Source organism: Paraburkholderia sp. RL17-380-BIE-A (genome assembly GCF_046028085.1).
In the GTDB taxonomy this organism is placed as follows: Bacteria; Pseudomonadota; Gammaproteobacteria; order Burkholderiales; family Burkholderiaceae; genus Paraburkholderia.
Genome location: NZ_JARESQ010000014.1, coordinates 92,918 through 106,312, shown reverse-complemented (window position 1 = coordinate 106,312; position 13,395 = coordinate 92,918). Strand labels below are relative to the sequence as shown.

Below are 13,395 nucleotides of genomic sequence, written 5' to 3'. Positions count from 1 at the left end.
GTAAGCCGGCGGTTTTTGGGGGCGTTGGGGCGGCTTTTAGGCAGTTTTTAGGCAGCGTTTTGCCGCCAATCGTTTTCCCATGCACTCAACGATCTCCTGAGCGCCGCTCTCCGCAAGCGTCCAACCACCCTTCGGCAGCCCCGGCTACACCACGCCCGCCGGCAACCCTACCCCGCGCGCCATCCCGGTGGCCGCCAACACCACAACCACCATCAATATCGTCTGGATCACGCTGAAGCGTGCGTAGGAGCGCGCCTTGTGCAGATCGGGCGCGGCGCCTTTTCTGATCGCGGCCCGCCAGCGCATCAGCGCAAGCATCGACGGCACTTCGAGGATAAGAATGACCACGACTAATGTCATCTTGAGGTGAAAGAGCGGCTCGTGGAGATAGTAATCGGCGCCCTTTTCAAACCCACCGAAAGCGCGCATCAACCCGGTGACGATCAGCACCAACGCCGAGATGCCCCAGCCGGTATCCGCCCGGAAAACGGATCGTAGCGCGGCTGGCACCGTGGCGCGGCGCAGCGCCCACGTGCGCCGCAGAATCGACGCGAGTGCGAAGCCATAAGCAAGCAGATGGATGGCGGCAAGCAACCAGCGAACCAGCATGGCGACTCCTGCAAAGGACGCAATACGATCGTTGTATGTCTCACTCGCCCGCGCTGAAGCGCCGGGCGCCATGACTTCATTATCGACTACGGCTCAATTTACAACGCCTGCTTCGACCACGGGGTGTGGCCAACTGCACAAACCGGCAGATTCAGACCTGCTGCAAGGATGTGTCAAGCGCACGGGCGGCGACCCGATCGCGCTCGGTCGTCAGTGCGGTACGGAACACGGTTTGGCGATTGTGACCCGCCGCAGCCGGCGAATCCCACAACAATTCGATTTTCGGCCGGCGACCGAACGCGCCACGCGCAAGCGACGGCGCAGCGGCCGCCCCGAGTGACGCGCCGGAGCCGCCCGGCTCGCCCGCGGCGCTGAACGCCACTGCGGGCGTGGGCGTCGGCGCGGGTCGCGCGGCTTGGCCGGCAGCCCAGCGCACGGACAATTCGCGCGCGTCGTACTGCCCCACTTTGCGGCGCTCCGCCCACACAATGACCGTGCGCGTGACCGGGTCGAGCGAAACGGCATAGCGGCCGATCGCAAACCGGCGCGCGGCGATATTGGTACGCCACAGCGCGCGCGGGCGGCAGATCCACAGCACGGCCGCATACAGCGCCGGCGCGGCCAGCAACCAGCCGTTGGACGCCGCCACCGCGTTGGCGGCGCGGCGCCAGCCGGCGCTCGCCGCGAACGCACCGACCGACCAGACTGCAAAGAGGAAGCCGAGAAAAGCAAACAGACGCAACGCTTGCCGCAGCCATTGCGGCAGCGGATGAAACGGACGCTCGGCGACGGCTCGCGCGCCCGGCAGGAAAATCAGAAGGAACAGGAAGACGAGGTTGATGCACGCCCAAGGCGAGGACACCATGGCCAGCAGCGATGCGCCCGCATCCATCTGCGCCATGGAAAAGAGCCAGCGAGCGAGGAGCACGAGACCGATGGCGCGCAACGCGAAAATCGTTCCGGCGCCAGGCGCCGCGTTCGCACGCGTCTCTTTCGTTCTCGCCAAGGCATCCTCCTGTCGTCGGCGGCGCCGCAGCCAAATTTGCGGCACGGCCATTATAGGGATTTTACGGAGAGCGGCTCATTCTTAACGGCCGAAACCGCTCACTTTCGTCGGTTCATTGAAAAAAGCGCGGCGCGCTTGCAACAACGCCCCGTGGGCCGGTGGCACACGGGGCGTTGCGGAGGCTGGCGGAGCACCGCAAAGCGCTCCTCAACCGATTCGACTCATCTGTTGCGCATGAACCGACGGCAATTAGCCGGCGTTGACTTCGCGCAGCACGGTGCGGTGCTTCTGACGCAGCAGTTCTTCGTAGGTGGCAACGTAGTTCTGCGCCATGACCTTCGACGAAAAGCGCGATTCGAACGCCTTGCGCACGTTGGCGCGCGACAGCGTGTGCAGACGCTTGACCGCGGCGACCGCGCTGATTTCGTCTTCGACGACGAAGCCCGACACGCCGTTTTCGATCACTTCCGGCACCGAACCGCGGTTAAACGCGATCGCCGGCGTACCGCACGCCATCGCTTCGATCATGACCAGACCGAAGGGCTCCGGCCAGTCGATCGGGAACACCAGTGCGTGCGCATTGCCGAGGAACTCCCGCTTTTCGGCTTCGCCGATTTCGCCGATGTACTCGACATGCGGGAGCGCCATCAGCGGCTTGATCACTTCTTCGTAATAGGCACGGTCGGCCTTGTCGATCTTGGCGGCGACCTTGAGCTTCATGCCTGCCTGGCCGGCGATGCGGATCGCGCGGTCGAGGCCCTTCTCCGGCGAGACGCGGCCGAGGAACGCGAGGTAGCCCGGCTCGACGTTGTCGATGGGCGTGAGCACGTTTTCCGGCAGGCCGTGATAAACGGTTTGCAGCCAGTTCGCCTGTTGCAGCGGAATACGCTGGTTGTCCGAAATCGACACCACCGGCACGTCGCTGAACGTATTGAAGATCGGCTGCAGTTCCGGCAGGTCGAGACGGCCGTGCAGCGTGGTCAGGAACGGCACCGGCTGGCGGGCGAACAACGAGAACGGGTAGTAGTCGATGTGGAAATGCAGCACGTCGAATTCGTCCGCGCGGCGGCGCACTTCTTCCAGCAGCAGCATGTGCGGCGCCATCACGTCACGGATGGTCGGGTCGAGGCGCAGCGCCTGCGGCCAGAAAGCTTCGAGTTTCGCGGAGGTTTGCGAATCGCCGCTCGCAAAGAGCGTGACGTCGTGGCCCTGCTCGACCAAAGCCTCGGTCAGGTAGGACACCACACGTTCCGTACCACCATACAGCTTGGGAGGAACCGCCTCGTGCAACGGAGCGATTTGAGCGATTCGCATAATGAAGAACTCCTCGTAAAAAATCAGGCAAAGGTACTGCGTTTGGTAAAAGCGACTCGCTTGCTCGCCAGGGCAGTCTGGCCGGATATGCCGGCGCGGGCCTGATTCTTTCGAGAAATCCTGCGATGGATCGCTTGGGTAGTGAGCCCAGACTGGTTGTCAGCGTCTGTGCATGTGCCGGTAAACGCACGCAAGACACCTACGTTGACAAACTGTCAGAAATTTCGGTGGGCCTACAGAGCATGCATTATCAATGCCGGGATTCTCGCTGCACCACAACATTTCAAAGTCTTTACGTTGTTACAAAGGCGAAACACTTTGCAAACCCTTGTTTTCTAAGACAGTTCTACAGTGTCAACTGGTTTGCAGCGCAGCAACGCCCGAACGGCGCGGTAAGGTCCCGAGTCAACTTTGCCGGCAAGCATTGAAGAAATGCCGCGCCGCAGTTGAATGCAATTTGTAATTATATCCTGAATTGGTTCCGCGGCCTGCGGCAACCTGACCCGCCGGCGGGTCGTGTCGCGGCAGGTTTCGAACGTCCATCGCGAGATCAATCGCGCCAAGGCCCGATAACACAGGGCGCAATCGCTTTTGCATGTTTACAATGCGAAGCATCGGCTTCGCGGCGAACCGTTTCTGACGTGGCCCGCGCTTTGCATGCACAACCCCGAACCCATCGACCTTCACGATCAATTGGAACATTTAACCGTCGCCCAGCGTAATGCCCAGGACGCAAAGCTCGCGAGCTATGCGCACCGGCCGCTCGCGTTTCTTTTCCGCTTCATTCGCCGCCATCCGCTCGCGCATGCGATCGTGCTGTGCAGCGTGTTCGCGGCCGTCGGCTGCGCGCTCGCTTCTCAGTATGCGATCAAGCATCTGATCGACGTGCTCGGCGAAGGCCGGCATCATCCCGGTCCGCTGTGGGGCGCATTCGCCATCCTCGTCGGCCTGATCGCCGCCGACAACCTGTTGTGGCGTGTCGGCGGCTGGGTCGCCGCGCATACGTTCGTCGCCGTGACCGGCGATCTGCGGCGCGACCTGTTCCAGTATTTGAGCGGCCATTCGCCGACCTATTACTCCGAGAAACAGCCGGGCATGCTCGCAAGCCGGATCACGGCCACCTCGAACGCGGTCTACACGGCGGAGAACACCACCGCATGGAACGTGCTGCCGCCGTGCATCGCGGTGCTCGGCGCCATCGTCATGATCACCGCCGTGAATCCGCTGATGGCTGGCGGCCTGATGCTGTGCTCGGCGATTCTGTCGGTCGTGCTGTACAAGCTCGCCGGCCGCGGGTCGGCGCGCCATCACCATTTCGCCACCAAGGCGGCTTCGGTGGACGGCGAGCTGGTCGACGTGATCAGCAACATGGGCCTCGTGCGCGCTTTCGGCATGACCTTTCGCGAGCAGCAGCGTTTCGGCGCAACGGTCAAGGCCGAGATGGACGCACGCCAGCAAAGCCTGCTGTATCTGGAAAAGCTGCGCCTGCTGCATGCCGTGATCACCGCGCTGCTGTCGGCGGGCTTGCTGGGCTGGGCGTTGCACCTGTGGGATCAAGGCCGGGCGACCTCCGGCGACATCGTGCTCGTCAGCTCGCTCGGCTTCACGATCCTGCACGGCACGCGCGACCTGGCCGTGGCGCTCGTGGATGTCACGCAACACGTGGCGCGCCTCGCGGAGGCCGTCCGGACGCTGCTCGAGCCGCACGGCATGCCGGACCGCGACGATGCGACCGAACTGGTGCCGCAAGGCGGGCGCATCGATTTCGAAAGTGTCACGTTCGCCTATCCGCGCCGCCGCCCGATTCTCGACCATTTCGACCTGCATATCCAACCCGGGCAGCGCGTCGGCCTGATCGGCAAGTCGGGCGCGGGCAAATCCACGGTGCTGGCACTGCTGCAGCGTTTCTATGAAACCCAGGGCGGCGCGATCAAGGTGGACGGCCAGGATATCGCCACGGTCACGCAGGACAGCCTGCGCCACGCGATCGCGCTGGTGCCGCAGGACATCTCGCTGTTCCATCGCACGGTGTACGAAAACATCGCCTATGGGCGTCCGGAGGCGACCCGCGAAGAAGTGCTCGCGGCTGCTCGCGAAGCGCGCTGCGCGGACTTCATCGAGGCCATGCCGGAAGGCTACGACACGATCGTCGGCGATCGGGGCGTGAAGTTGTCCGGCGGACAGCGTCAGCGGATCGCGATCGCGCGCGCGATCCTGAAGAACGCGCCGATCCTGCTGCTCGACGAAGCGACTTCGGCGCTCGACAGCGCCTCGGAAGAAGCCATTCAGAAGGCGCTCGACCGGTTGATGGTCGGCCGTACCGTGGTTGCGATTGCGCACCGTCTGTCCACGCTGAACAACTTCGACCGGATCATCGTGATGAGCGCCGGCAAAGTCATCGACGACGGCAGCCCGGACGAGTTACGCCAGCGCCCGGGCCTGTACCGCGATCTGCTCACCAAGCAGTATGGCAAAGGCACGACGCTGCATATCGGCGGCAAGAAGGTCGACGAACAACACGTGGTCTGAACCCGCGCGCGGGTATCCTTCGAGCCGCTGTCGCAACGACAGCGCGTCCAGCGCCAACGCCCCAGCGCCAAAAGAAAAGCCGCTCGAAGAGCGGCTTTTCTGCTTTTCACACCGCCGATTGCCGGCCGCCCCGAACGCGCCTACCCGGCCCGAGTCTGGCGTGCCTTTTTCCCCGGCACTGCGCGCGCCTTCCCGCTTCGGGTGCTCTTTGCACCAGCAACGCCCTGCAGATCGCGCATGAAGTTATCGCGCCACACGGACACATTGTTCTCGCGCAACTGCACCATCATGTCGCGATGACGCGCCTGACGCTCCGCGAGCGGCATCTCTAGCGCCCTCGCGAGCGCCTCGGCCATGCCGTCGATGTCGACCGGATTGACGATCAGCGCGCCGTCCAGTTCCTGCGCGGCGCCGGCAAAACGCGACAGCACGAGCACGCCGGGATTCTCCGGGTCCTGCGCCGATACGTACTCCTTGGCGACCAGGTTCATGCCATCGCGCAAGGGCGTGACATAGCCGACGTGCGCGGTGCGAAACAACGCGGCCAGCACCGAGCGTTCGTATTGCTTATGGATGTAGAGAATCGGCGTCCAGTCCAGTTCGGCGAAGCGCCCATTGATACGCCCCGACTCCCCTTCCAGCTGCAAGCGGATGTCCTGATACGCATGCATGTCGGCGCGCGTCGGCGGCGCGATCTGCAGGAACGACACCTTGTTGCGTTGCGCGGTCGCATGTTCGAGCAGCCGCTCGAAGGCGCGAAAACGCTCGACCAACCCTTTCGAATAATCGAGCCGGTCCACGCTCATGATCAGCTTGCGCGAATGCAGCGTCGCCTTCATCGTGCGCACCGGTTTGCCGCGCTCGCCCGCTTTCGCGAGTTCGGCGATCTCGTCCGGATAGACACCGATCGGATAGGCGGCCGCGCGCAGCGTGCGACCGAATGCGTGGATCGTCAGCGGGCCTTTCGCCGATGCGTCGACGGTGCCGTTCGCCTCGTTGACGATGTAGTCGCAGAACGCACGCAAATCCGGCGCCGTCTGGAAGCCGAGCAAATCGAACGAGCACAGTGCTTCGACGAGTTCGCGATGCGGCGGCACCGCCAGCAGTACCTGCGAAGCCGGAAACGGAATGTGCAGGAAAAACCCGATGCGATTCTTTACGCCCGCCGCACGCAAAGCCTGCGCAAACGGAATCAGGTGATAGTCGTGAACCCAGATCACGTCGTCTTCACGCAGCAGCGGCACGAGTTGTTGCGCGAGCCACGCATTGACGCGGCAGTAGCCCTCGAAGTCGTGCCGGTCGTATTGCAACAGGTCGGCGCGATAGTGGAACGCCGGCCACAGCGTGGCGTTCGAGAAACCGCGGTAGTACTGGTCGTAATCGCGGCGCATCAGCGCGATGGTCGCGAACGTCACCGGGCCGCGCTCCTCGACCTTGATCTGCGGCTGGCCCGAGCCGAGCACGTCGCCGCTCCAGCCGAACCACATGCCGCCGGTTTCCTTCAGCGCGTCGTACACGCCGACCGCCAGACCGCCCGCCGCCGGGCCGCCCTCCGAGATCGGCGCGACCCGGTTCGATACGATGATCAGTCGACTCATGAAGCGCGATTCCCGATGCAGTACGTTGTTTTCTTTGAGCGATGCGGCATGGCCATCAGACCGAGCGCGCCGCCGTGACGACCGACGCCAGCCAGTCGAGCAGCGCCGGGACGGAGTCGATGCGGGTTTGCGCCAGCGTCTCGCCCGGACCGACCTTGATCGACACCCCGCCGCGCTCATTGACGACGGCAAAGCCTTTCTCGTCGGTCAGATCGTCGCCGGCAAAGACCGGCTGGCGGCCGACGAAAGGCGGCTCGTCGAGGAACGCGCGCAACGCGCGGCCCTTGTCGACATCTTTGGGTTTGATTTCATAGACCATCTTGCCCGGCTGCAGCACGTAGGAGCCGGCGTAATCGGCCACCAGCCGCCCGGTTGCCTCGCGCGCCACCGGCTCGCGATCCGGCGCATTGCGGTAATGCAGCGCCACGGCCGCGCCCTTGATTTCGAGCAGCATGCCGGGATTTTCGTTGACCACCTGCGCGAGCACCTGCTCCATGCGCAGGAGCCGCTCGTCATGAAAGCCGATACGCTGCGTGTCGCCGTTCGCGTCGCGCCGCTCGGCGCCGTGCAGACCGGCAATCGGCAAATCGGGCATGCCGAGAAAACCGTCGATACTGTCGATACCGCGGCCCGACACGACCGCGACCGCACCGTTGGTCAGGCTGCGCAGCTCGCTCAACAGATCGACCACGCGGGGTTCCACCAGCACGCCGTCCGGCGTGGAAGCGAGTTCGACGAGCGTACCGTCGAAATCGAAGAAAAATGCGGTCTCGCCTGGAGACAGAACAGCCGGAAGTGCTTGCATCGGTTAGTTTTGCCTTTCAGCCTTGTGCGGCCGGAAAAGTGAGCGCATCTTACCGCGCATCCACCAATTTTTCGAGAAAGTAAGGCTGGACACAAGCCCGGCCGAGCGCCGCGAGCGAACACCGCCGGCGATTGCGTTCAAAAAGAAAACAATCCGGCTTCATGCAGCTTTCAGCCGCCTGCGTCAAATTGCCTCGCAAAACGTGCGCCCGTCGGCGCTGCGCGACGCCATCAGCGATTTTGCGCTACAGTCGCTGCCACGCAGATCACTGCCGTTACGACCAGTTTTGCACACTATGACGGCCCGCGCGAAACGCCCGAATCGCGCAGCGCCGCTCGCGCGCGCACTGGCGCCGCCATTCAATCGAGTAACTGAACCCTGCTTTGTTCCCGATCTTCTCATTCCGGCATTCGCAAACACACGGGCTGCGCCGCGCGCGCCTGTTGGCGCTGACGCTCGCGTTAGGCGCGCTCGCGGCGCTTGCCGGCTGCACGCATCGCCAGGACACATGGCAGTTGACCAATGTGACCGGCCATCTGCCGGATCTCGACTTCACGCTGACCGGCGACGATGGCCGCGCCGTCAACGGCGATTCGTTCAAGGGCCGCACCTCGCTGGTCTATTTCGGCTACACGCATTGCCCGGACGTCTGTCCCGAAACGATGGGCCGGTTAATGCAGGTGCTCGGCAAACTCGGCCCCGACGCGCAGAAGGTGCGCATTCTGTTCATCACCGTCGATCCCGCGCGCGACACGGCGCAAGCCTTGCACGACTACGTCGGCGCTTTCGACTCGCAACACGCCGAAGGGCTGACCGGCACCGACTGGCAGATCGAGTCGCTCGCCAAGCGTTACCGCGTTGCCTATCAGATGGAAAAGCGCGATCCCAGCGGCAACTACGAGGTCACCCATAGTTCCGCCGTCTACGTGTTCGACAGCCAGGGGCACGCGCGCCTGCTGGCCACCGACCGCGACACGCCCGATGCGATCGCAGAAGACCTGCGCCGTATCATTGAAGACCGTTCCTGACCTTTCCCGAGTCCATTCATGTCGATCAAGATCAAAACGTTCGCTGCACTGAGTTGCGCCCTCGCCCTCTCGTTCGGTGTTGCCACGACCGCGCAAGCCGCGGGCGCCAACGCGGTCAGCGCGAAAAACGCGTGGGTCCGCTGGCTGCCCAATAACCTGCCCGCCGCCGGCTATGTGACGCTCGTCAACGCGAGCGACAAACCGGTCGATCTCGTCGACATCTCCAGCAACGACTACGGCGACGCAATGCTGCATCAGACGGTGTCGAACGGTTCGTCGCAGAAGATGGTGATGGTCGACAAGCTGACCGTGCCCGCCCACGGCCAGGTCGCCATCGCGCCCGGCGGCTACCACGTGATGCTCGAAGATGCGAAGCACAAGATCGCGCCGGGCGACACCGTGCATCTCACGCTCAAGTTCTCCGACGGCGAAACGCTCGACACGCCGTTCGCCGTCAAATCGCCGGCGCAGACGAAGTAAACTGCGGCGATGAATCTGCTCTACTGGCTCGATCCCTGGGAGTTTTCGCCGACCGTCGTGATCGCCTTGCTGGTGCCGGCGATCCTCTTCGTGCGCGGCGCGCGCAAGGCGAAGATGTCGGTCGCGCGGCGTATCTCCTTCTGGTTCGGGCTGGTGGCGCTGTATGTCGCGTTGCATACGCGGCTCGACTATTTCTTCGAGCATGAGTTTTTCATGCATCGCGCGCAGCACCTGGTGCTGCATCATCTCGGGCCGTTCTTCATTGCACTGTCGTATCCGGGTGCCGCGTTGCGCGCGGGTATTCCGTTCAGTTGGCGGCAACGCTTCGTGCGGCCCGCGCTCGAGACGCCGGTCGTGCGCAAGCTGCTCGACGTGGTGATGCATCCGGTCGTTGCAGTGACGCTGTTCGTCGGGCTGATTTACTTCTGGCTGATGTCGCCGATTCATTTCGTCGCGATGCTCGACTGGCGGCTGTATCGCGTGATGAACTGGAGCATGGTGATCGACGGCCTGCTGTTCTGGTGGCTCGTACTCGATCCGCGTCCCGCGCCGCCAGCGCGTTTGTCGCCCGGCAAGCGCGTGCTGGTGGTGATCGCCGCGATTCCGCCGCAGATCATTCTCGGCGCGTTCATCTTCTTCACGCCACGCGAGTTGTATCCGATCTACTCGATTTGCGGCCGTGCGTTTACATGGTTGAGCCCGATGCGCGATCAGCAGATCGGCGGGTTGTTGCTGTGGATTCCGGGTTCGATGATGAGCGTGATCGGCGCGCTGGTGGCCTTGCGTCACTGGATGCGGCTGTCGGCACGTGGACGCTTGCGCGGCGAACGGCGCGCGAAGGCGACGCACGCTTTGGCGAACGCGGCTGCAACGCCTGCGGGCAATCGCCACTGATCCCATAGTTTGCAACGGTCGCCGGAAACTCCGCGCGCGTACAACTTGCGCGGAGGATGTGCGCTGCTTCAGGCGGAACGCATCCAGACATGCGGGATGCCGTCTTCTTCGTGGACTTCCGACACCGGCGCGAAGCCGAACGCACCGTAAAAGCCTTGCAGATGGGCCTGCGCATGCAAGCGGATCGGAGTGCCCGGCCACTGCGCGCGAATATGCGTAAGCGCCCGTTCGAGCATCGCATTGCCCAAACCGATGCCGCGGAATTCCGCTGTCGTGAGCACACGGCCAATGCGGATATCCGTGTCGTCCGCATCAGGCAGCAGCACGCGCAGATAACCCGCGAGCGGCGGCCGCTTTTCACCGGGACCATAGGCCAGCAGATGCCAGGCGTCCACATCGAGCCCGTCGATATCGCCATACACGCAGTTCTGCTCGACGACGAACACCGCGCTGCGCGCCCCCAGCATCGTATAGACCTCGATACTCGTGAGCTCGTCGAAGTATTTCCAGCGCCAGTCGAGTTGCGCGAGCCGCGTGGCGGCGCTCTGCTGCAGTTCAGTCATGACAACGTTCAATAGAAAGAAGGCGCACCGCACGAATAACGGTGAGGCGAGATTATGCCGCATGGCACGTCACGGCTTCGCCGCCGTGCCGGCTCAGTTGTGATGCGCGGCGCGCGCCTTCGACGCCTGTTTATGGCTGTACATCGCAGCGTCAGCCGCCGCCAGCAGATCGGCAACCGATCGATGCCGGGCGGGATCGTACTGAATCTGCCCGACGCTATAGCGAATGTCGTAGCCACGCTGGGCTTCGGCGTTGCGCTCGTCCAGCAGTTGCGCAAGTCGGTGCGTCACTTCCTGCGTGGCGCCGCGGTCCGAATCGGTGAGCAGCACGACGAACTCGTCGCCGCCGAGCCGCCCGATCACATCGCTTTCACGCAGCGCGGTGCGCAGGACGTCGGCGAAGTTCTTCAGCGCGTGATCGCCTTCGGCGTGGCCGAGCGTGTCGTTGATCTGCTTGAAATCGTTCAGATCGAAGAACAGCAGCGACGCGGGCTTTTGCATTCGCTTGCAGACGTTGAGCGCATGTTGCGCGAGTGACTCGAACCCGCGCCGGTTCGACAGAAGCGTCAGATCGTCGAGCGTGGCCAATTGCACCGCCGCCAGTTCCTGCTCGGCCATGCGCGCCAGATCACGCAGCAATTCGCGCTCTTCTTCGTCGAGGCCGCGCGGCTTGGTGTCGATCAGACAGAGCGTGCCGAGCTTGCTGCCGTTGGGCACTGTCAGCGGGCAGCCGGCGTAGAAACGGATATTCGGGCTGTCCGTGACGAGCGGATTGTCGTGAAACCGCTCGTCCGCGAACGTGTCGGGCACCATCAGGATCTCGTCGCCAACGATGGCGTGCGCGCAGAACGACACGTCACGCGAGGTCTCGCTCACGTTCAGGCCGACGCACGACTTGAACCACTGACGATCCGCGTCGACAAGACTCACGAGGGCGATAGGCACACCGAAGAGTCGCTTGGCGAGCCGGGTCAGGCGATCGAAGCGCTCTTCCGGCAATGTATCGAGAATATGCAGCGCACGCAGGGTGTCGAGACGGGCGCTTTCGTCAATGGGCGTCGGTGGCACATGCATGTAGTAGTCCCCAAGGCGACCGGTGTGGCCGAAGTGGCAGGCGGTTAGTGTATAGCGACATACGTCACTTGGGGCAAGACCAGAGCGCGAGAGTTCCCTCGGATTGCGTGCCCGCTGCATCCGCATTCGCGCCGATGCAGGCCGCGCCGAGCCGAGACGCTCGCGCGGCAAGGTGTGACGGCGGCCTGACTACGAGCTTTCAAAGACCGGCTCTACGGGCCGCGCAAGACAGTCGATCAGGTTGTCGGGTCCGCATAGATGCAGCGCGCCAACGACCACCAACGTGCGCTCAGGCCGCGACAGCAAGTCCCTCAGGCGCGCCGCCCATGCGCGATTGCGCGCGTCGAGAATCGCATGCCGGATGCCTGGCAGATTGAACATCGGCGACTCGTTGGCGATGCGGTGCACGGCGGCCAGATCGCCCTCCAGCCACGCGGCATGCATGCGTTCGAGCGTGCGCTGCGGTTCATCGAGATCGGCCATCAGCAGACCGAGCGCCGCGCCGACAGCATCGAGCGGAATCGATTCGAGCGCCGCCGCCACTTCCTGCGCGGTCTCGAGATAGCGATAGGGTTTGGCCTGCGCGATCGCCGAGCGCAGCATGCGCGGCTCGACGCCTTCGACGACCTGCTGGAACAGCGTCGGCGCAACGATCAGCGCGGCCCACGGGCACAGATCGACGAGCGGCGCCAGCGGGCCTTCAACGGGCCAGGCCGCCTGAAGACGCTGCCACGCATCGGCGGATAGCAAAGGCTGCAGGCAAGCGGCTCCACCGTGGCTGGCGGCCTTCAGAAACGGGAGGATCGTCGGCGGATCAGACTCGAAGACGAGCGCCTCCGCCCAGTCATACGCTTCGGCGATCCATGGCGGTGTTCGGCGGCTCGTCGCCGGAAAGAGATGCATCGAGCCGAGCAGGCGAACCTGAGTGCCGGTGAGTTGTAGGTACATGCAACCTCGGTGTGGACAAGCAATGATGCAAAGAAGCTGGGCCGCCGTTCAACCGATCACGTGCGGCGCGGCGCACCGGCTCGCCGCGCCTCGCCAGGCCGTACGCACGGTGAAGGCGACGAACAGCAGAAAGACGATCTGCGACAGATACAGATCCATACGGATCGGGTGATGCGGCGCGAACCACGAATTGTGCGCCACATCCGTGACGATAACGGCAATGCAAAGAATCAACCCTATTGCCGGAGAGACTAGCGGCAGTAACGCGGTGACAAGATCGATGAAGAGCAGAGAAGTCCAGTAGATGCGCGTAAAGAGCGCGACGTTGCCGTAGTCCCACGAGAGGCCATGCGTCAGCACCGCCTGAAGATGCGTCCACGTGGCGCCGGCCAGGCAAAGCGCATAAATCACGCGTAAATAAAGCGAGCGGCGGACGATATCCTGCATACGTATTTCCGGCGATTTTCGAAGTGTTCAGCAAAAATAAAGCCCCGGATTGCCGGGGCCTCTCGCAGGAAATCCTTCCGCTTGATACTCACACGCGGCT

14 protein-coding genes are annotated in these 13,395 nt (G+C 63.5%); 4 read left to right on the top strand and 10 right to left on the bottom strand.

Annotated elements, in window-relative coordinates; genetic code table 11:
* Positions 1-144: 144 nt before the first annotated feature.
* From P0D68_RS23635 to P0D68_RS23620, 4 genes are all read right to left on the bottom strand, one after another.
* Positions 145-609 (bottom strand): DUF2214 family protein, encoded by a 465-nt coding sequence (locus tag P0D68_RS23635; protein ID WP_408185390.1) that lies wholly within the window; start codon positions 607-609, stop codon positions 145-147.
* A gap of 151 nt (positions 610-760) precedes the next feature.
* Complete coding sequence (locus P0D68_RS23630; protein ID WP_408300319.1) at positions 761-1,615, bottom strand: hypothetical protein; 855 nt, start codon at positions 1,613-1,615, stop codon at positions 761-763.
* Between the two features lie 249 nt (positions 1,616-1,864).
* A complete protein-coding gene (locus P0D68_RS23625; protein ID WP_091792589.1) occupies positions 1,865-2,929 on the bottom strand; it encodes a glycosyltransferase family 4 protein in 1,065 nt (354 codons plus the stop codon).
* Between the two features lie 405 nt (positions 2,930-3,334).
* Positions 3,335-3,631, bottom strand: a complete 297-nt coding sequence (locus tag P0D68_RS23620) for a hypothetical protein (protein WP_408300438.1) — start codon at positions 3,629-3,631, stop codon at positions 3,335-3,337.
* Between P0D68_RS23620 and P0D68_RS23615 the strand changes: the two genes are divergently transcribed.
* A complete protein-coding gene (locus P0D68_RS23615) occupies positions 3,587-5,458 on the top strand; it encodes an ABC transporter ATP-binding protein (protein WP_408300317.1) in 1,872 nt (623 codons plus the stop codon). The two genes, P0D68_RS23620 and P0D68_RS23615, sit on opposite strands and share 45 nt — an antisense overlap.
* Positions 5,459-5,598: 140 nt before the next feature.
* Here P0D68_RS23615 and otsA read toward each other — a convergent pair whose 3' ends face one another.
* Positions 5,599-7,056, bottom strand: coding sequence for an alpha,alpha-trehalose-phosphate synthase (UDP-forming) (gene otsA, locus P0D68_RS23610; protein ID WP_091792588.1), 1,458 nt, complete (start codon positions 7,054-7,056; stop codon positions 5,599-5,601).
* A gap of 55 nt (positions 7,057-7,111) precedes the next feature.
* Positions 7,112-7,861 carry a trehalose-phosphatase gene (gene otsB / locus P0D68_RS23605; protein WP_091792587.1) on the bottom strand — a complete coding sequence of 250 codons (750 nt, stop codon included), beginning with the start codon at positions 7,859-7,861 and terminating at the stop codon, positions 7,112-7,114.
* Positions 7,862-8,244: 383 nt separating this feature from the next.
* Here otsB and P0D68_RS23600 point away from each other — a divergent pair, with 383 nt between their 5' ends.
* From P0D68_RS23600 to P0D68_RS23590, 3 genes are read left to right on the top strand one after another with little or no spacing between them, the layout of a single operon-like run.
* Complete coding sequence (locus P0D68_RS23600; RefSeq protein WP_408300314.1) at positions 8,245-8,889, top strand: SCO family protein; 645 nt, start codon at positions 8,245-8,247, stop codon at positions 8,887-8,889.
* Positions 8,890-8,907: 18 nt separating this feature from the next.
* Positions 8,908-9,369 carry a copper chaperone PCu(A)C gene (locus P0D68_RS23595; RefSeq protein ID WP_091792585.1) on the top strand — a complete coding sequence of 154 codons (462 nt, stop codon included), beginning with the start codon at positions 8,908-8,910 and terminating at the stop codon, positions 9,367-9,369.
* A gap of 9 nt (positions 9,370-9,378) precedes the next feature.
* On the top strand, positions 9,379-10,263 hold the full coding sequence (locus P0D68_RS23590) for a cytochrome c oxidase assembly protein (protein WP_408185396.1): 885 nt from the start codon (positions 9,379-9,381) through the stop codon (positions 10,261-10,263).
* Positions 10,264-10,331: 68 nt separating this feature from the next.
* Here the strand turns inward: P0D68_RS23590 and P0D68_RS23585 are convergent, their stop codons facing one another.
* The 4 genes from P0D68_RS23585 to P0D68_RS23570 form a co-directional block, all read right to left on the bottom strand.
* Positions 10,332-10,826, bottom strand: a complete 495-nt coding sequence (locus P0D68_RS23585; RefSeq protein ID WP_408300311.1) for a GNAT family N-acetyltransferase — start codon at positions 10,824-10,826, stop codon at positions 10,332-10,334.
* Positions 10,827-10,919: 93 nt separating this feature from the next.
* Positions 10,920-11,900: a sensor domain-containing diguanylate cyclase gene (locus P0D68_RS23580; RefSeq protein WP_091792582.1), complete on the bottom strand. Its 981-nt coding sequence runs from the start codon at positions 11,898-11,900 to the stop codon at positions 10,920-10,922.
* A 189-nt stretch (positions 11,901-12,089) separates the two neighbouring features.
* A complete protein-coding gene (locus P0D68_RS23575) occupies positions 12,090-12,848 on the bottom strand; it encodes a TraB/GumN family protein (RefSeq protein ID WP_408300308.1) in 759 nt (252 codons plus the stop codon).
* 48 nt (positions 12,849-12,896) lie between these two features.
* A complete protein-coding gene (locus tag P0D68_RS23570; protein ID WP_408300306.1) occupies positions 12,897-13,295 on the bottom strand; it encodes a hypothetical protein in 399 nt (132 codons plus the stop codon).
* Positions 13,296-13,395 lie beyond the last annotated feature (100 nt).